This is a genomic window from Streptosporangium sp. NPDC051022 (assembly GCF_040683035.1).
Taxonomy (GTDB): domain Bacteria; phylum Actinomycetota; class Actinomycetes; order Streptosporangiales; family Streptosporangiaceae; genus Streptosporangium.
In genome coordinates this window covers 1-17,711 of the sequence record NZ_JBFBCF010000038.1, presented here as the reverse complement: position 1 = coordinate 17,711, position 17,711 = coordinate 1, and the positions used below count along the sequence as shown (strand labels likewise).

Genomic DNA, 17,711 nt, shown 5'->3' with positions numbered 1-17,711 from the left:
AATCCATCCAGCGCCGAGCAATCTGGAGGAACCGATATGCGTAGACGGCTGAGGGTGCTCGCGTGCCTCGGGAGCCTGACGGTGTTCAGCACGCCGGTCGCCGCCGCCCAGGCGGCGGTCCCGCAGGCCGCGCGGTCCGAGTGCCGTGTGTACGTGGCCGATCCCTATGTCACCTCGGCCGGGCGGATCCAGGCGTCCGCCGCCCGGCTGGGCTGTTCCGACAGCGCCCTGGTCCGCATCCGGATCAAGCGCGCCGAGGCCGCCGCCGATCCGACCGTCAAGAGCGCGGCCAGGAGGGGCGTCAACGGGCGGGTCACCGTGGCGCTGCCGTGCACCTCGGGCGTCTACTACGCCGCCGCCACCGACTACCAGGGCAACACGGCCCGCTCCAAGGCGGTCCGGCTGTCGTGCTCCCCGGCCTCCGTACCGTCCCCGACGTCCACCGCGAGCCCGACCACGGCTCCCGTCCCCGCCCCCACCCCCACCTCGACCCAGGGCACCTCCGCCCAGGACGAGGTGCTGCGCCTGACCAACGTCGAACGGCGGGCCGGGAACTGCGCCCCGCTCAAGAACGACCCGCAGCTGCGCTCGGCCGCCCAGAGCCACTCGCAGGACATGGCGTCCAAGAACTACTTCAGCCACACCTCCCTGGACGGCCGGACCATGACCGACCGCATCAAGGCGTCCGGGTTCAGCCCGATGTCGGCCTGGGCGGAGAACATCGCCTGGGGACAGCGGACCCCGGCCGACGTGGTCGAGGCGTGGATGAACAGCGAAGGCCACCGGCGCAACATCATGAACTGCGCCTACACCCACCTCGGGGTCGGCATGGCCACCAGCCCGCGCGGCCCCTACTGGACCCAGGACTTCGGCAGGCACTGACCCGGCGGAGCGAACGGACCGGGGGGCGTCCGAGCGGACGGGCCGGAAGGCGCCCCCCGGCGCCCGGCCCTACCCGAAGGCCGCGGGGAAGACCCGCGGAAGAGCGCGGGGAAGACCCGCGGAAGAGCGCGGGAACGGCCGAGGAAGGCCGCGGGAAAGACCGCGCCCCCGTGACGTGAACCGTCACGGGGGCGCGGGCCGCCTGCGGGCGAAGGGCACCCGGACCGTTCCGCCTCCGGCGGGCCGTCCGGGCGGGAGCGGCTACTTCAGCCAGCTCATCATCGGGCGCAGCTTGGCACCGGTCTTCTCGATCGGGTGCTCGGCCAGCTCCTCGCGGTAGGCGGTGAACTTCTTCTGGCCGCCGTCGAACTCCTCGACGAGCTCCTTGGCGAACTCACCCGACTGGATCTCGGCGAGGATGCGCCGCATCTCCTCCTTGGTCTCCTTCGTCACGACGCGCGGGCCGCGGGAGTAGCCGCCGTACTCGGCGGTGTCGGAGACCGACCAGTACATCTTGTGGATGCCGCCCTCGTACATCAGGTCGACGATCAGCTTCATCTCGTGGAGGCACTCGAAGTAGGCGACCTCGGGCTGGTAGCCGGCCTCGATCAGGGTCTCGAAACCGGCCTTGATCAGCTCGGAGACGCCACCGCAGAGGACGGCCTGCTCGCCGAACAGGTCGGTCTCGGTCTCCTCGGTGAAGGTGGTCTTCAGCGCGCCCGCGCGGGTGCCGCCGATGCCCTTGGCGTAGGACAGGGCGAGGTCCCAGGCGTTGCCGCTGGCGTCCTTCTCCACGGCGACGAGACAGGGCACGCCGCGGCCGGCGGTGTACTGGCGGCGGACGAGGTGACCCGGGCCCTTGGGGGCGACCATGGCGACGTCCACGCCCTGCGGCGCCTCGATGAGGCCGTAGCGGATGTTGAGCCCGTGACCGAAGAAGAGGGCGTCGCCCTCGACCAGGTTCGGGGCCACGTGCTCGGCGTAGAGGTGGCGCTGGATGTGGTCCGGCGCGAGGATCATCGTCAGGTCGGCCTCTTCGACCGCCTCCGACGGGGAGAGCACGCGCAGGCCGTCGGCCTCCGCCTTCTCCCGGCTCTTGGAGCCCTCGGGCAGGCCGACCCGGACGTCCACGCCGGAGTCGCGCAGGGAGAGCGCGTGGGCGTGGCCCTGGCTGCCGTACCCCAGAACCGCCACGTGCCGGCCCTGGATGATCGACAGGTCGGCCTGGTCGTCGTAGAAGATCTCAGTCACTCGCTTAGCCTTTCAAGGTTTCTCGTACGGCTCGCATGGTGCGCCGTACGGCTTATGCGGTCCGGTCCAGGGCCCGGAGGGAACGGTCGGTGATGGAGCGGGCGCCGCGGCCGATGGCCACCATGCCCGACTGGACGAGCTCCTTGATGCCGAACGGCTCCAGGAGCTTGATGAACGCCTGCAGCTTGTCCGGTGTGCCGGTGACCTCGATCGTCACCGCGTCCGGGGCGACGTCGACGCAGCGCGCCCGGAAGAGGTTCACCAGCTCCAGCACGCTCGAACGGTTCTCGGCGTCGGCCCGCACCTTGATCAGGGTGAGTTCGCGGTGCACGGCCTGAGCCGGGTCGAGTTCCACGATCTTGAGCACGTTGATCAGCTTGTTGAGCTGCTTGGTGACCTGCTCAAGCGGAAGGTCCTCGACGTTGACCACGATGGTCATCCGTGAGATGTCCTCGTGCTCGGTCGGCCCGACCGCCAGCGAGTCTATGTTGAATCCGCGCCGGCTGAACAACGACGCGACGCGCGCGAGCACGCCGGGCTTGTTCTCGACCAGCACGGAGAGCGTGTGCCTGCTCATGCCTGTCCCTTCGCCCGGCCGCCGGCCGGGGCGCCGCTGTGTCCGTCGGTCCGCTCGCCCATGGCTAGTCCTCGCTGTCCCAGACCGGCGCCATGTCACGCGCGAACTTGATGTCGTCGTTGCTGGTCCCCGCCGCCACCATCGGCCAGACCATGGCGTCCTCGTGGACGACGAAGTCGATCACGACCGGAACGTCGTTGATCTCCATCGCCTTCTCGATGATCGCGTCCACGTCCTCGGGGCGCTCGCACCGCAGGCCGACACAACCGTACGCCTCGGCCAGCTTCACGAAGTCGGGGATCCTGCGGACCGTCTGCAGGTTGGTGTTGGAGTAACGCTGGTTGTAGAACAGCGTCTGCCACTGCCGGACCATGCCGAGGTTGCCGTTGTTGATGATCGCGACCTTGATCGGCACACCCTCGATCGCGCAGGTGGCCAGCTCCTGGTTGGTCATCTGGAAGCATCCGTCGCCGTCGACGGCCCAGACCGTGGCCTCCGGCCTGCCCATCTTGGCGCCCATCGCGGCGGGCAGCGCGAAGCCCATCGTGCCCGCGCCGCCGGAGTTGATGAAGGAGCCGGGGTTCTCGTAACCGATGAACTGGGCCGCCCACATCTGGTGCTGTCCGACGCCCGCGGTGAAGATCGCGTCCGGGCCGACGATCGCGCTCAGCCGCTGCATGACGTACTGCGGGGCGATGGAGCCGTCCTCGAACTCGGTGTAGCCGAGCGGGTAGGTCTCCCGGTAGGCGTCGAGCTGCCTCCACCACTCGCTGTAGTCGCCCTTGCGGTCCTCGTTGCGCACCGCGTTGATCAGCTCGGTGATGACCTCCTTGCAGTCGCCCACGATCGGGACGTCCGCGTGCCGGTTCTTGGAGATCTCCGCCGGGTCGATGTCGGCGTGGACGACCTTGGCGTGCGGGGCGAAGCTGTCCAGGTTGCCGGTGACGCGGTCGTCGAAGCGGACGCCGAGACCGACGATCAGGTCGGCCCGCTGCAGCGCGCCGACCGCGGGCACCGAGCCGTGCATGCCCGGCATGCCCAGGTGCTGGCGGTGGCTGTCGGGGAAGGTCCCGCGCGCCATCAGCGTGGTGACCACGGGGATGCCGGTCAGCTCGGCGAACGCCAGCAGCTCGGCCGACGCCCCGGCCTTGTGCACACCTCCGCCGACGTACAGCACCGGCCGCCTGGCCTCGGCGATCAGCTTGGCCGCCTCGCGGATCTGCTTGGAGTGCGGCCTGGTGACCGGGCGGTAACCCGGCAGCTGCATCACCGGCGGCCACTGGAACGTGGTCCTGTTCGTGAGCGCGTCCTTGGAGATGTCGACCAGCACCGGCCCCGGACGCCCTGTGGAGGCGATGTGGAAGGCCTCGGCGATCGTCCTGGCGATGTCGGCCGGGTCGGTCACCAGGAAGTTGTGCTTGGTGATCGGCATGGTGATGCCGGAGATGTCGGCTTCCTGGAACGCGTCGGTGCCGATGGCGTCGCTGGTCACCTGCCCGGTGATCGCGACGATCGGGACCGAGTCCATGTAGGCGTCGGCGATCGGGGTGACCAGGTTGGTGGCACCGGGACCGCTGGTGGCCATGCAGACCCCGACCCTGCCCGTGGCCTGCGCGTAGCCCTGCGCCGCGTGCCCGGCCCCCTGCTCGTGCCGTACAAGCACGTGGCGGACCTTGACCGAGTCGTAGAGGGGATCGTAGGCGGGAAGAATCGCGCCGCCCGGGATCCCGAACACGGTGTCGACTCCGACGTGCTCCAGCGCCCTCACGAGGGCCTGGGCTCCTGTCATCTGTTCGGTCATCGGCTCGTTCCTTGTGTGGCTGAGCTTGTTTGGTGGCTGAGCTTGTTTAACGGCATAAAAAATGCCCCATCCCGCCTGGGATGGCGGATCTGGGGCGGCGCGCAGGTCGAAGTGCTTCGCTTATCGGCCCGCGCGCCGGCGAAGTACTACGAGAATCCCACGGTGATGCATGGATCCACCTTGGCCGACGGAGAGGGCCCACGTCAAATTCATGGGACGGGAGTCTCAAAATTCGAGACGCGGCATGTCGGGACCCGGACACGGGACCGGCGGGGGACACGACCGGGCCGATTCGTCGATCATGGCTCCGACCAGGCGAAACAGCGCGACACGGGGTGCCCGCCGTCTCCGCGGTCCCCGCCCCCGGGCATCGTCCGGGGGCGTTCCGTCAGACGCCGCTGGGGAGGCTGGAGCGGCTGGTGCGCATGAGGGAGTCGACCCCGCGCGCGGCCATCGGCCGTGCCACCAGGAAACCCTGGCCCCGGGTGCAGCCCATCTCGCGCAGCAGTTCCAGCTGCTCGGGACGCTCGATGCCCTCCGCGACCACGATCAGGCCCAGGTCGTGGCCGAGCCGTACGATCGTGCGGGTCAGCAGCGTCAGCGTCTCGTCGCGGCCGAGGCCGGAGACGAACGACGGATCGATTTTGATCATGTCGACCGGGAGCTGCCGCAGGAAGGCCAGCGAGGCGTAGCCGGTGCCGAAGTCGTCGATGGCCAGCCGTACCCCGAGCTCACGCAGCTCGGAGAGCCTGGTGACGGTCTCCTCGGCGTCCTCCACCAGCATCTCCTCGATGACCTCGAGGGTCAGCGCGCTGGGCGGCAGGCCGCTCTCGGCGAGCGCCGACTCGACGCTCTCCACGAAACGCGGTGCCATGATCTGCCGGGCCGACAGGTTCAGCGAGAGCCCGATCTCCCACGAGGACGCGCGCCAGGTGGCCACCTCCCGGCAGGCCTCACGCAGGATCCACTCGCTCAGCGGCACGATGAGACCGGTGTCCTCGGCGGGGCCGAGGAACTGCTCGGGCGGCACGAAAGCGCTCCCCCGCCACCAACGCACCAGCGCCTCGACGGCGGTGACGCGCGAGGTGGCCAGATCGACCACCGGCTGGTACTCGATCGCGAACTGGTTCTCCAGCAGCGCCCGCTGCAGGTCGGCGGCCAGCTCAAGGCGCCGCACCACGTCGGTGTGCATGTGCGCGGCGAACACCTCGACCCGGCGACCGCCCAGTTCCTTGGCCCTGGCCATCGCCACGTCGGCGTTGCGGATCAGGTCGGCCGAGGACACGTCGTCCACCGCGAAGGCCACCCCCACGCTGGCGGTCAGCGCGACGTCGCGGTCGGCCACCCGGAAGGGCTCGGAGGAGACCGTGCGGACCAGGCGCTCGGCCAGGTCCACCGCCGTCTGGGCGTCCGTCCCCCCCTCCAGCAGCACCGCGAACTCGTCGCCGCCCCAGCGGGCCAGGGTGTCGTCGGCCCGTACGGCCGCGCGTAACCTGCGCGCGGCCTGGCTGAGCAGGTAGTCGCCGCTGGCGTGGCCGACCGAGTCGTTGACCGCCGTGAACCCGTCCAGATCCAGGAAGACCACGGCGGCGGCGCTCGCGCCGGGCCGGGCGAGCACCTCCCGGGTGCGTTCCTCGAAGTAGGCCCGGTTGGGCAGGCCGGTGACACCGTCGTGGAAGGTCAGGTGGACCACCTGGTTGCGCAGGGCCTCCTGGCCGCTGACGTCCCGGGTGGTCACCAGCACCAGCTCCTCGCCGCGCACCTGCCGGGTCGCCACCGACTCGGTGGGCCGCCAGGTGCCGTCGGCCGCCCTGACCCGGCAGGCGACCAGGCAGGTGCCGGACCCCTCGACGGGCTCCTCGTCCAGGCTCATCGCGCGCAGCGCCATCCGGATGCCGGGCACGTCCTCGGGGTGGATGTAGTCGAAGATCTTCCCGCCGACCAGCTCGTCGGGGCGGTAGCCGTACATGATCTCGACGCCCTCGCCGATCTCCCGCACCACGCCCTCGTAGTCGCACAGCAGGACCACGTCGCCGGTGCTCTCGGCCAGCTCGTGCAGCTGGCGCTCGCCGAGGTCGACCAGGCGCCGCATCCGTCCCGTCTCCACCAGTGTCACGAACAGGCGCATCACCAGCACGACGACGACCGAGAGCGAGACGAGGGCCACGACGGCGACCGGCCCCTCGATCCCGCCACCGAGCACGCGTACGAGCACGACGGCGGCGGCCACGACGACCAGGATCAGCGGCGTCGCGGCGATCAGGGGGGAGGTGTCGCGGCCGACGGGCGGCTCGCCGGGCTCGGGGGCGGCCCGGGTCCGTGCCGTACGGTCGCTCCACGCGACCGCGGCCAGCAGCAGGAAGGCGGCCGGGGCCGGCCACATCCCGCTCAGCGGCGGCTCGTCACCGGTCAGCCTGGCCAGCGCGGTCATGGTCTCGGACGCCGTGACCGCCGCCAGCACGGCCAGGGCCGCGAGGCCCACCGGCCAGGCGGACTGCCTGGCGGGCACCACGGCGGGACCGACCGCGCAGGTGAGGACCAGGCAGAGTAACGGCGAGGCGAGGGTGACCGCGAAGGTGCCCGCGTCGCCGGCGTCGCGGTAGGCCGGCCCCAGAAGCAGGACCCAGCCGATGACGAAGATCGAGGCCGCGCAGACGTAGGCGTCGGCGAGATCTCTCAGCAGCGCCTGCCCGTGCGCCGGTCTGACCGCGCACAGACCTGTGCCGACGGCGAGCATGACCGTGCCGACGAGCAGCACCAGGTCGGCGAAGGTGACCGCGAACGGCGTGCCGTCGGCCAGCGGCCGCACGCCGATCCCGACGAGCCAGGTGGCGGAGCCGCCCCCGAGCCAGCGCCAGGCCAGCGCGCTGTCCCGGTCGGACGGACGGCGAGCCGCGACGAACAGCGAGACCGCGGCGGCGGCCGCCGCGGAGACCCCCGCGACCGCGCCGACGAGCACGGCGGAGGCACCGCTGAGAAGGGCGGCAACGAGCCCCGCCGCGCCCGTCACGGCGGCGGCGGTCAGCGCTACCCGGGGGTCACGCCAGCGGATCAATGTCGTCTGCCCATCGGTGTCGATTCGTCTCGCTTCCGCAGCGTTCCTCTCCTTGCTGCGCGCGGGTTGCCGTTGCGAACGGGTCATTCCTCGTCGTCCACGTCCGCGGCGGCACACCGTCAGTGTGTGCGCTCCGGCGGACGCGGGTGGTGACAACGCCGGAGTCGTCACCGATCTGATAACCGGGCGAGCGAACGGGCTCGCAGTAATTCACCGTACGCAGCCCAGGTCACGAGGCAGCCACGGTCGGGAATCCTTTCCCGGTCAGTACGAACCGGTGATCACGTTTTTAAGCGGTTCACCCGCCAGGTAGCGCAGGAGCTGCGAACGGAGCAGTTTCAGCAGGCGCCGCCCCGAGGCGGGGGAGCTCCCCGCGACGTGCGGGGTGACGAACGCCCCCGGTACCGTCCAGAGCGGATGGCCGGGGGGCAGCGGCTCGGGGTCGGTGACGTCCAGCGCGGCCAGGATCCGCCCCTTCCGCAGCTCGGCGAGGAGCGCGTCGGTGTCGACCACCCCGCCCCTGGCCGCGTTCACCAGCAGGGCGCCGTCCTTCATCGCCGCCAGGAAGTCCGCGTCGACCAGCCCCGCGGTCGCGGGGGTCGAGGGCACCAGCAGCACGACCACGTCCGCCCGGGGCAGCAGCTCCGGCAGCTCGTCCTGGCCGTGGACGTCGCCCCGCGCGGTCCGCGCCACCCGCACGACGTCCACCTCGAACCCCTCCAGGCGCCGCTCCAGCGCCTGGCCGATCGACCCGTAGCCGACGATCAGCACCGTGGAGTCGGCCAGCGCGCCGGTGTGGTGATAGGTCCACTCCCCCCGCCGCTGGGCGTCGGTGAAGCCGGGGAACTCCCGCAACACGGCGATCATCGCTCCGACCGCCCACTCCGCGGTGCCCGCGTCGTGCACGCCCCGCGCGTTGCACAGCACGACACCGTCGGGCAGGTACGGCCGGTAGGCGTCCACTCCCGCCGTGACGGTCTGCAGCAGCCGCAGTCCGGTCATCTCGCCGAGCAGCTCGGGGATCCGCGCCGGCGAGAGCAACGGCGGAATCCAGACCTCGACCTCCCCGGCCCCGTCGGGAACCGGTCCCGTGCCGTCGTAGACGACGCACTCCACATCGGGCAGATCGCACAGCACGTCAACGGCGGCCTCGGAGGGGACCCAGATCTTCATGGGTGCATTATTTACGGCGACGTCCGATCGCGTTGTTCCGCACCACCCGTCGCGTCGCCTCCGCGACACCCGGCGGCGCCGCGCCCAGGCCGGTTCACTCCGTCTGGGGGGTGCCTCCCTTGACGCACTTGAGGTCGAGCTCGGGGCGGTAGACCGTGGTGTTCTTGACCCGCTTGATCTCCTTGCCGTTCTGCTTGAAGACGCGCCAGACGTCGATCGTGAAGCCCTGCTGACCCTCCATCGGGATGCAGGTGGGGCCGTTTTCGGTCACGCTCTTGAACGGGGTGATGTTGTAACGGTCCGAGGAGACCGACTCGATGTCGTAGCGCTTGGTGCTCCAGAAGGCGACCGTGACCCCGGCATCGTTGTAGGAGGTCTTCACCAGCACGCCGTACTTGGAGTCGTTCCGCCAGCGGAAGTCGGGCGCGGGCCAGGAGACCGTGGACTCGCGGCCCGCCGGATAGCGCGAGATGTAGAACTCGTGCGCCACGTGCTGGACGTCCTCCAGCCCCCCGAAGAACACCGCGTTGTACATGGTGGTGACGAACTGGGAGATGCCGCCGCCGACCGAGTCGATCAGCCTGCCGCCCTGGATCATGGGCGCCGGGACGAACCCCCTGGCGGTGTCGCGTTCGCCGATGACACCGTTGAGCGAGAAGGTCTCCCCCGGCTTGACGACGTAGCCGTCCATGAGCTTGGCCAGGGTGCGGATGTTGGTCACCCGGGGCGGGCAGCAGACGTAGGGCGTGGTGAACTCGCTGATCTTCTCCTTGATGCCCAGCGCCCGCGCCTCGGCGTCGGAGATGCGCGGCTCGACGGTCGTGAAGGCGACCGGGATCGTACGGCTCCCGCCGGAGGTGACCAGTTTGGCCACGTCGTCGGCGAGCCTGCCGTTGTCGACTCCCTCGCCCTTACGCCCCGGGATCAGCTTCGGCCGGTTCCCGACGATCTCGAAGGCGGGCTCCCTCGGGGCACGGGCCGGATCGACGAGTTCCTTCTCCACCTCCGCGATCGCGCCCCTGGCGTCGAAGACGGGGCGCATGCCACCGGTCTCGTCGGGCTCGAAGGAGAGATGGGCCGCGAGGGTCTCGGCCGTCAGCCGGGCCTGCCTGCCCTTGTGGGTCAGGGTCACCGGCCCGGACACCGCCCGGCCCGCCTTCGCGGCGGCCTCCTTGACCCCCTCGGCGGTGGCCTTGGGCTTGATCACCGAGACCGGCAGCGTCACCTCGCCTCCGGAACCGAGGAAGGCGTTCGTGATGACGCGGGCCGCGCCCTCCCGCTCCAGCGTCCGGCCGTCCCGGGGCAGCACCGCCACCGGTCTGGTGCCCTCGAAGGTGACCGAGCCCTCCCGGACCTTGAGGTCGATCTTCCTCGCCAGGCCTTTGACGGCGCTCTTCATGAGCGCCGCGTCGACGGAGACCTTGGGGTTCAACTCGTGGGTGCCGGTGAGTGCCCGCCAGACCTCCGTGGGGGCGGGGAAGTCGCTGGGCGACTGGTCGATCGTGGCGACGACGTCGAGCCCCAGCCCGGCCTTCTCCGGGCTCAGGGTGTACTTCTCGCCCGCGGCCAGCAGGGTCATCTCCTTGGCCGCGGCCTCGGAGAGCCGCTCCCTGATCAGCTCGGCCGCCTCGGTCGCGGTCAGCCCGCCGATGTCGACCCCCCGGATCCGGGTGCCGGGCAGCATCTTGCCGGACATGACGATCGCGGGAACCGTGTAGGCGAGGCCGGCCAGCAACAGCAGGATCAGGGCGGCCCAGAGGAATCTGCGCCCCTTCCGGCGGCGCGGGGACGTCTCCTCGTGCTGGGGCGGCCCCGGAGGCGAGGACCCGGCGGCGCCACCGGGCGCGAGCGCGGGCTCCTCACGCGACGATCTCGCCGGGGAGGCGCGCTCGGGCGCCGCCATCTGCCACGGCTCGGGCCTGGGCGCCGGGGGTGGCAGCGCGGACGACCCGGGGCCGGGTCCCGGGGGGCCGCCCTGACCGGCCGGGCCCGAGGGACCGAAAATGTCGGGCGAGACGCCCGGAGGGAGACTCGACTTTCCCCTCGGCCTGCCGCCCGGCGGAAGCCGCGGGTCGCGGGCTCCGGGAGGAACGGGATGCGGGGGCAGGGGCACTGACGCGAACGGATCCGTCGGCGGGTCTGTCGACGCTCCGGCGTTCCGCACGGCCTCCGGCTCCTCTGACTTCGCAGTTTCTACCTCCGGCAACCCTAAACCACATCTGTCAGCCAACGCTCTTGATGAGCGGTAACAAATCACCACCTCGTCGGGAGGCGGGCCACGTCACCCGGCCACCGGACGAGAACCGGAGACGGCGGGGGCCGGAACACCGGGGGCCGGGGTGACGGAAGGGCCACCGGGCGAGCGGACGACGGGGGCCACGGAACCGGAAGGGCCGGGAGCGGCGGGCCCCGCTAAGACGCCAGGGAGTCGACGGCCGTGTTCGAGATGCGCACGCCGTCCTCCGTGGCGAAGTAGGAACAGGAGGCCCATCCGGTGGTTCCCGCCGGAAGTCCGGAAGCCGACCTGCCGCTGAGCCGGAATTGACACCAGGTCGACGAACTCACCGCCACTATCCGGCCGTAATCCCCGTAGTAGAGGAAACCGATCACGCGGGTTCCCCCCGGTGTCGACCTCAGACGAACCCCGTTGGCGACGACGAGGGCGTCGACCGCGAATGCCGGGGAGGAGGCGGACGAGGAAGCGGACGTGGCCGCCTGGGCTGGGCCGACGGCGGCGAGCGCCCCGCCCGCGACGGCCGAGAGCGCAGCCAGAAGGGCCGAAAACCTTTTCATGGGAGTTCTCCGTTCTCAGGGCTGTGCGGCACCAGAGAGAAAGGGGAGGATTAATGTGATCACTGTGCAAGGAGTGAAGAATTCAGTCAATACATGCCAGATATAAAAAATCCGAATTACCACATACAGAAAGGCCCCGCCGATCCGATTGGCCGGCGAGGCCTTTCCAGGAAGCACGACGACCGCCGAACCCCTGCGGCCCGGGACACCACCCCGCGAAACTCACACGACCGACGACTCCCCGACGCCCGACGCGTCCACCACGCCCGGAACACCCCCACCATGCCCGGGACACTCCCCCACCCCGTGGAACACCCCATCACCACGCTCAGAACAGTTCACGGCGCCCGGAAACACCCCGCCACCACCGCCCGGCTCCCCCGCGCAGAACAACTCCACCACCGCGCTCAGGACACTCCACGGCGCCGGTACGGCCGGCGGTGACGCGGACCTGGCCGACGCCGGTGAGCGACGCGCAACCCGGTGAACGTTCACCGGCAACCGCACGAACGAGGCCCCCACGGGCGGGAATCGCCCGTGGGGGCCAAGAGAAAACCGGGTGAGAGCCCGGGAGGAACTACTCCGAGACCCCGAGCTTCTCCAGCAGCAGCTCCCGGGCCCGGGCCGCGTCGGCCTTGCCCTTGCTGGCCTTCATGACGCCGCCGACGAGGGCGCCGACGGCGGCGATCTTGCCACCCCGGACCTTGTCCGCCGCCGCGGCGTTCTCCGCCAGAACCTGGTCGATGATGGCCGACAGCTCGCCCTCGTCGTTCACGATCTGCAGGCCGCGGGCGGCGACCACCTCGTCCGGGGAGCCCTCGCCGTTCAGCACCCCCTCCAGCACCTGGCGGGCCAGCTTGTCGTTCAGCGCTCCCCCGGCGACCATCGCGCACACCCGGGCGATCTGGTCGGGGGTGATCCGCAGTTCGCCGAGCGGTACCGCCGCCTCGTTGGCCCGGCGGGCCAGCTCGCCCATCCACCACTTGCGGGCGTCCGCGGGCGGGGCGCCGGCGGCGACGGTCGCCTCGACCAGGTCGATGGCGTCGATGTTGTGCATGGACTCCATGTCCAGGTCGGACACGCCCCACTCCTGCTGCAGCCGCTTGCGCCGCAGGCGCGGCAGCTCGGGCAGCGTCTCCTTCAGCGTGGCGACCCACGCGGGGTCGGGCGCGATCGGCACGAGGTCGGGCTCGGGGAAGTAGCGGTAGTCCTGCGCCTCCTCCTTGGACCGGCCCGAGGTGGTGGTGCCGGTGTCCTCGTGGAAGTGGCGGGTCTCCTGGACGATCTTGCCACCGTCGGCCAGGATCGCGGCCTGGCGCTCGATCTCGCTGCGGACGGAACGCTCGACGCTGCGCAGCGAGTTGACGTTCTTGGTCTCGGTCCGGGTGCCCCACTCGGAGGAACCGCGCGGCATGAGGGAGACGTTCACGTCACACCGCATGGAACCCTCCTCCATGCGCACGTCGGAGACACCCAGCGCGCGCATGACCTCGCGCAGCTCGGTCGCGTAAGCGCGGGCGACCTCGGGGGCGAGCCGGTCGGTGCCGGGGATCGGCTTGGTGACGATCTCCACCAGCGGGATGCCGGCCCGGTTGTAGTCGACGATCGAGTAGTCGGCGCCGTGGATGCGGCCGGTCGCGCCGCCCACGTGGGTGGACTTGCCGGTGTCCTCCTCCAGGTGGACCCGCTCGATCTCGATCCGCACGGTCCTGCCGTCCACCTCGACGTCGAGGTAGCCGTCGAAGCAGAGCGGCTCGTCGTACTGGCTGATCTGGTAGTTCTTCGGCATGTCCGGATAGAAGTAGTTCTTCCGGGCGAAGCGGCACCACTCGGCGATGGAGCAGTTGAGCGCCAGGCCGATGCGGATCGTCGACTCGATCGCGGCGGCGTTGGTCGTCGGCAGCGCTCCCGGCAGGGCCAGGCAGACCGGGCAGACCTGGGTGTTGGGCGGGGCGCCGAACGTGGTCGGGCAACCGCAGAACATCTTCGACACCGTGCCCAGCTCGACGTGCGTCTCCAGGCCCAGCACCGGCTCGAAGCGCTCCAGCGCCTCGTCGTACGGCATCAGCGTTTCCGTGCTCATCGGTCGTTCACCAATCCTCGTTGACTGCGCGGAGCGCTCGTGTCTCACGCGCCGCTCGGCTCACCGCGTCGGGCCGTCTCCCGTTCGCCGGTCGATCGCCCTTGTCGTTCACTTCGCGGAGCGTCCGTACCTCACGTGCCACTCCGCCCACTGTGCCGGGTTTCCTCCCGTTCACAGGTAACCAAGTCCTTTCAGTGCGTTCCGCGTCTCGGCGACCCAGTCCGCGTATCCGGGGACCTGCGCCAGGACGGCCAGGTCGATGTTGCGCCCCAGGTACTCGTAGTAGTCGCCGATCGGCTTGCCGCGCCGGGGAACGGTCGCGGCCAGGAACGCGGCCGGGTCCGTGATCTTCTCGACGTCGCGCGGCCTGGCGGGCAGCAGGCCGAGGTCGCTGCCCTCGATCCCGGCCCACACGCCGGGGTCGGCGAGCAGCCACGCCTCGGTGTCCCCCAGGCCGATCACGGGCACCAGGTAGTGCGAGTGGTAGCGGACCCCGTCGGCCTTGCCTCGCTCCCGCTCCTTGTCGTAGGTGAAGAGCAGGTGGCAGTCGGCCGCCAGCTCCTCCAGCGCCGTGACCATGTGCTCCCGGTCGCACACGATGACCTCCGCCGCCTCGATGTCGACGGTGTACGGCGACATCCACGTCAGCTCGCGCAGCTGGCGGGAGATCACGGTCCCGAGGAAGCGCTCGTCGGCCTCTCCGCGCGCGATCAGGCCGGGGACCAGCGGGCGGCTCATGCCGCCGCTCCCAGGTACTTGCGGATCTGCCGTGGCGAGACGAACGTGCCCGGCTCGCCGTCCGGCTGGACGGGCTTGGCCACGGTCACCCTCGACACCCGGTCCCTGTCGGGATCGACGCGGACCACGGTGTCCAGGAACGTCAGCGCGTCCGGGTCGGCGCGATAGGTCTCGGCGACCACCACCGGCGAGTGGGTGGTCAGGATCACCTGCCGGAAGGGCGTCGTGCCTCCCGGCGCGGCGATCCGCTGCCGGATCCGCCGCACCAGCTCGCCGAGGCGGCCGGGGTGCACGCCGTTCTCGATCTCCTCGACCAGCAGGGTGCTCGGATGGTCAGGATCGTGCAGGGCGGCGAGCAGGCCGAGGACGCGCAGGGTCCCGTCGGACAGCAGCGCGGCCGGGAGCGTCCCCTGCCCGTCGACCACCAGCTCGAAGGAGCACTCGTCCCGCTCGACGCGCGGCAGCAGGGCCGCCACGTCGGGCACGACGCCGGCGAGGTCGGCCGTGAGGTCGGCGAGCGCCGCCGACCCGGCCATCCGCCCGAGCACCGCGGCGAGGTTGCGGCCGTCGGTCGCGAGCGGCCCGTGGTCGGCCGCGGACCAGCGCTTGCGCATCGCCTGCGGCGAGGGGGCGTACCGGTGCCACGAGGAGACCGTACGGCGCGGCGTGACCTCCGGATCCGGGTCCTCCACCATGAGCTCCAGCAGCTCCTCGGGCAGGTCGTGGGCCACGTGGCTGACGACCGTCCCGCTGGACCTGGGGATCCTGAGCACCATCTCGGCGCCCGCGTCGAACCGGATCGGCAGCAGCGCGCCGGGTTCCGGGGCGACCAGGGCCTCGACCGAGACGACGAACCCCGGGACGGGCGTCCCCCGCGCGACCCGGTGGAACTGGTCGCCCGGCAGCCCCCTGGCCGCCGAGAGCAGGCCGCCCTGACCGGTGATCTCGTCGGCGACGAAGCCGACGGCGTCGAACAGGTTCGACTTGCCTCCGGCGTTGGGACCGACCAGCACCAGGAAGGGCGGCACGTCGAGGGCGAAGTTCAAGAAGGACTTGTAACCATCGATCTCGATCCGAGTGATCATGCCGCCGTTCCCCCGTTCCCCACCGTCGCCTCTCGTTCCGTCGTCCGAAGAGCCCTACAGCGCCGGGGCCTTGGACAGCAGGCTGCCACCCCAGCGGTGCTCAAGGGCCTTCTCCACGGCGGCCGCGACCCGGTAGCAGCGGTCGTCGCCGAGCACCGGGGCCATGATCTGCAGACCGACCGGCAGCCCGTCCTCGTCGGCCAGGCCGCACGGCACCGAGATGGCCGCGTTGCCCGCCAGGTTGGTCGGGATGGTGCACAGGTCGGCGAGGTACATCGCCATGGGGTCGTCGGCGCGCTCGCCGATCGGGAACGCCGTGGTCGGCGTGGTCGGCGAGATGAGCACGTCCACCTGGTGGAAGGCGGCCTCGAAGTCACGCGCGATCAGCGTGCGGACCTTCTGCGCCTGGCCGTAGTAGGCGTCGTAGTAGCCGCTGGAGAGCGCGTAGGTGCCCAGGATGATGCGCCGCTTGACCTCGGGACCGAACCCGGCGGCCCGGGTCAGCGCCATGACCTCCTCGGCGCTGCGGGTGCCGTCGTCGCCGACGCGCAGGCCGTACCGCATGGCGTCGAAACGGGCCAGGTTGGAGGAGGCCTCGGACGGGGCGATCAGGTAGTAGGCGGGCAGCGCCGTGGTGAACGACGGGCAGGAGACCTCGACGACCTTGGCGCCGAGCGACTCCAGCAGCTCCACGGTCTCGTGGAAGCGGGCGAGCACGCCCGGCTGGTAGCCGTCGCCGCCGAACTCCTTGACCACTCCGATCCGCAGCCCGGCCACCTCACCGTTGCGCGCGGCCTCGACGACCGAGGGCACCGGGGCGTCGACGGAGGTCGCGTCCATGACGTCGTGGCCGGAGAAGGCCTCGTGCAGGAGCGCGGCGTCCAGCACGTTGCGGGCGAAGGGCCCGGGGGTGTCCAGCGAGCTGGCGAAGGCGATCAGCCCATAACGGGACGAACCACCATAGGTCGGCTTCATGCCGACGATGCCGGTGACCGCGGCCGGCTGGCGGATCGAGCCGCCGGTGTCGGTACCGGTCGACAGCGGGGCCTCGTAGGCGGCGACCGCGGCCGACGAACCGCCCGAGGAGCCGCCCGGGATGCGGGACAGGTCCCACGGGTTGCGGGTGGGGCCGTAGGCCGAGTTCTCCGTCGAGGAGCCCATCGCGAACTCGTCGAGGTTGGTCTTGCCGAGGATCACCAGGCCCGCCTCGCGCAGGCGCCGGGTCACGGTCGCGTCGTACGGCGGGCGGTAGCCCTCAAGGATCTTGGACCCGGCCGTGGTCGGCATGTCCGTGGTGGTGAAGACGTCCTTGTGCGCGATCGGCACACCCGCGAGCGGGCCGAGGGCCTCCCCGGCGGCCCGGCGGGCGTCCACGGCGCGGGCCTGACCGAGGGTCGTCTCGGCGTCGACGTGCAGGAAGGCGTTGACCTGCGGCTCGACGGCGGCGATCCGGTCAAGGTGGGCCTGGGCGACCTCGACGGCCGAGACCTCACCGCTCGCGACCAGCGCGCCCAGTTCGGCGGCGGACTTGTGGACGAGGCTCATGCTTCCTCCCCGAGGATGCGCGGAACACGGAAGCGGTCGTCCTCGACGGCCGGGGCGGCGGCCAGCGCCTCGGCGGGCGTCAGGCGGGACCGTACCTCGTCGGGGCGGTAGACGTTGACGAGCGGAAGGGCGTGCGAGGACGGCGGGATGTCGTCGGCCGCCACCTCGGCGACGCGGGCGACCGCACCGATGATCACATCGAGCTGCGCGGCGAAGTGGTCGAGTTCCTCGTCGGCCAGCGCCAGCCGGGACAGCCGGGCGAGGTGAGCGACCTCGTCGCGGGTTATGGCGGACATGAGTCGTTGAACCCGTTTCGTGGAATGGCAATTGGACACTGTCATCCTAGGGCTCGTGACCTAACGTGCCTGACCCATTAACCTCCGGGAGCCTCCAGGGGGCTGTGTTTCCCATGAGGTGAGTTTCCTGGGGCGATGGGTTTGATTCGAGCGTTCCGGGGCTGTCGAGCACTTGTGGTTCGCGGTTCGTGTCGTGGTGCTCGGGGTTCCGTGGGGTTCGCGCTGCGGTGTTCGGGGTTCCGTGGGGTTCGCGCTGCGGCTTGGGGTGTTTGTGGGTTCGCGCTGCGGCGGGTGGGTGGTCCGGCCGGCCGTCGTTGGTCGCGGTCTGGTGGGGTCAGGCCTTCGGCCTGGCGGGCGCGGTGGTTTCGGTCCTTTTATACGCCGGCCGGACCACCCACCCACCTCCGCGCACGACTTGCCCCGCCGTACGGC

At 70.7% G+C, this 17,711-nt stretch carries 12 protein-coding genes; 1 reads left to right on the top strand and 11 read right to left on the bottom strand.

Annotated features, from left to right (window positions below; translation table 11 throughout):
- Positions 1 to 36: 36 nt before the first annotated feature.
- Positions 37 to 882, top strand: coding sequence for a CAP domain-containing protein (locus tag AB0N02_RS39925; RefSeq protein WP_363958172.1), 846 nt, complete (start codon positions 37 to 39; stop codon positions 880 to 882).
- A gap of 261 nt (positions 883 to 1,143) precedes the next feature.
- Here the strand turns inward: AB0N02_RS39925 and ilvC are convergent, their stop codons facing one another.
- From ilvC to gatC, 11 genes are all read right to left on the bottom strand, one after another.
- Positions 1,144 to 2,124 (bottom strand): ketol-acid reductoisomerase, encoded by a 981-nt coding sequence (gene ilvC, locus AB0N02_RS39920; protein WP_363958386.1) that lies wholly within the window; start codon positions 2,122 to 2,124, stop codon positions 1,144 to 1,146.
- Between the two features lie 61 nt (positions 2,125 to 2,185).
- Positions 2,186 to 2,710, bottom strand: a complete 525-nt coding sequence (ilvN, locus tag AB0N02_RS39915; RefSeq protein WP_363958169.1) for an acetolactate synthase small subunit — start codon at positions 2,708 to 2,710, stop codon at positions 2,186 to 2,188.
- Between the two features lie 64 nt (positions 2,711 to 2,774).
- Positions 2,775 to 4,574, bottom strand: a complete 1,800-nt coding sequence (locus tag AB0N02_RS39910; protein WP_363958383.1) for an acetolactate synthase large subunit — start codon at positions 4,572 to 4,574, stop codon at positions 2,775 to 2,777.
- 325 nt (positions 4,575 to 4,899) lie between these two features.
- Entirely contained in the window at positions 4,900 to 7,653 is a 2,754-nt protein-coding gene (locus tag AB0N02_RS39905) for an EAL domain-containing protein (protein ID WP_363958167.1), read from the bottom strand.
- 177 nt (positions 7,654 to 7,830) lie between these two features.
- Positions 7,831 to 8,739 carry a 2-hydroxyacid dehydrogenase gene (locus tag AB0N02_RS39900; RefSeq protein WP_363958164.1) on the bottom strand — a complete coding sequence of 303 codons (909 nt, stop codon included), beginning with the start codon at positions 8,737 to 8,739 and terminating at the stop codon, positions 7,831 to 7,833.
- 94 nt (positions 8,740 to 8,833) lie between these two features.
- Entirely contained in the window at positions 8,834 to 10,642 is a 1,809-nt protein-coding gene (locus AB0N02_RS39895) for a VanW family protein (protein WP_363958162.1), read from the bottom strand.
- 1,467 nt (positions 10,643 to 12,109) lie between these two features.
- Positions 12,110 to 13,615 (bottom strand): Asp-tRNA(Asn)/Glu-tRNA(Gln) amidotransferase subunit GatB, encoded by a 1,506-nt coding sequence (gene gatB / locus AB0N02_RS39890; RefSeq protein ID WP_363958160.1) that lies wholly within the window; start codon positions 13,613 to 13,615, stop codon positions 12,110 to 12,112.
- A 171-nt stretch (positions 13,616 to 13,786) separates the two neighbouring features.
- On the bottom strand, positions 13,787 to 14,353 hold the full coding sequence (locus AB0N02_RS39885) for a hypothetical protein (protein ID WP_363958157.1): 567 nt from the start codon (positions 14,351 to 14,353) through the stop codon (positions 13,787 to 13,789).
- Complete coding sequence (locus AB0N02_RS39880) at positions 14,350 to 15,438, bottom strand: AAA family ATPase (RefSeq protein WP_363958154.1); 1,089 nt, start codon at positions 15,436 to 15,438, stop codon at positions 14,350 to 14,352. Before AB0N02_RS39880 ends, AB0N02_RS39885 begins: the two co-directional genes overlap by 4 nt.
- 54 nt (positions 15,439 to 15,492) lie before the next feature.
- Positions 15,493 to 16,983: an Asp-tRNA(Asn)/Glu-tRNA(Gln) amidotransferase subunit GatA gene (gatA, locus tag AB0N02_RS39875; RefSeq protein WP_363958151.1), complete on the bottom strand. Its 1,491-nt coding sequence runs from the start codon at positions 16,981 to 16,983 to the stop codon at positions 15,493 to 15,495.
- On the bottom strand, positions 16,980 to 17,279 hold the full coding sequence (gene gatC / locus AB0N02_RS39870) for an Asp-tRNA(Asn)/Glu-tRNA(Gln) amidotransferase subunit GatC (protein ID WP_363958148.1): 300 nt from the start codon (positions 17,277 to 17,279) through the stop codon (positions 16,980 to 16,982). Before gatC ends, gatA begins: the two co-directional genes overlap by 4 nt.
- Positions 17,280 to 17,711 lie beyond the last annotated feature (432 nt).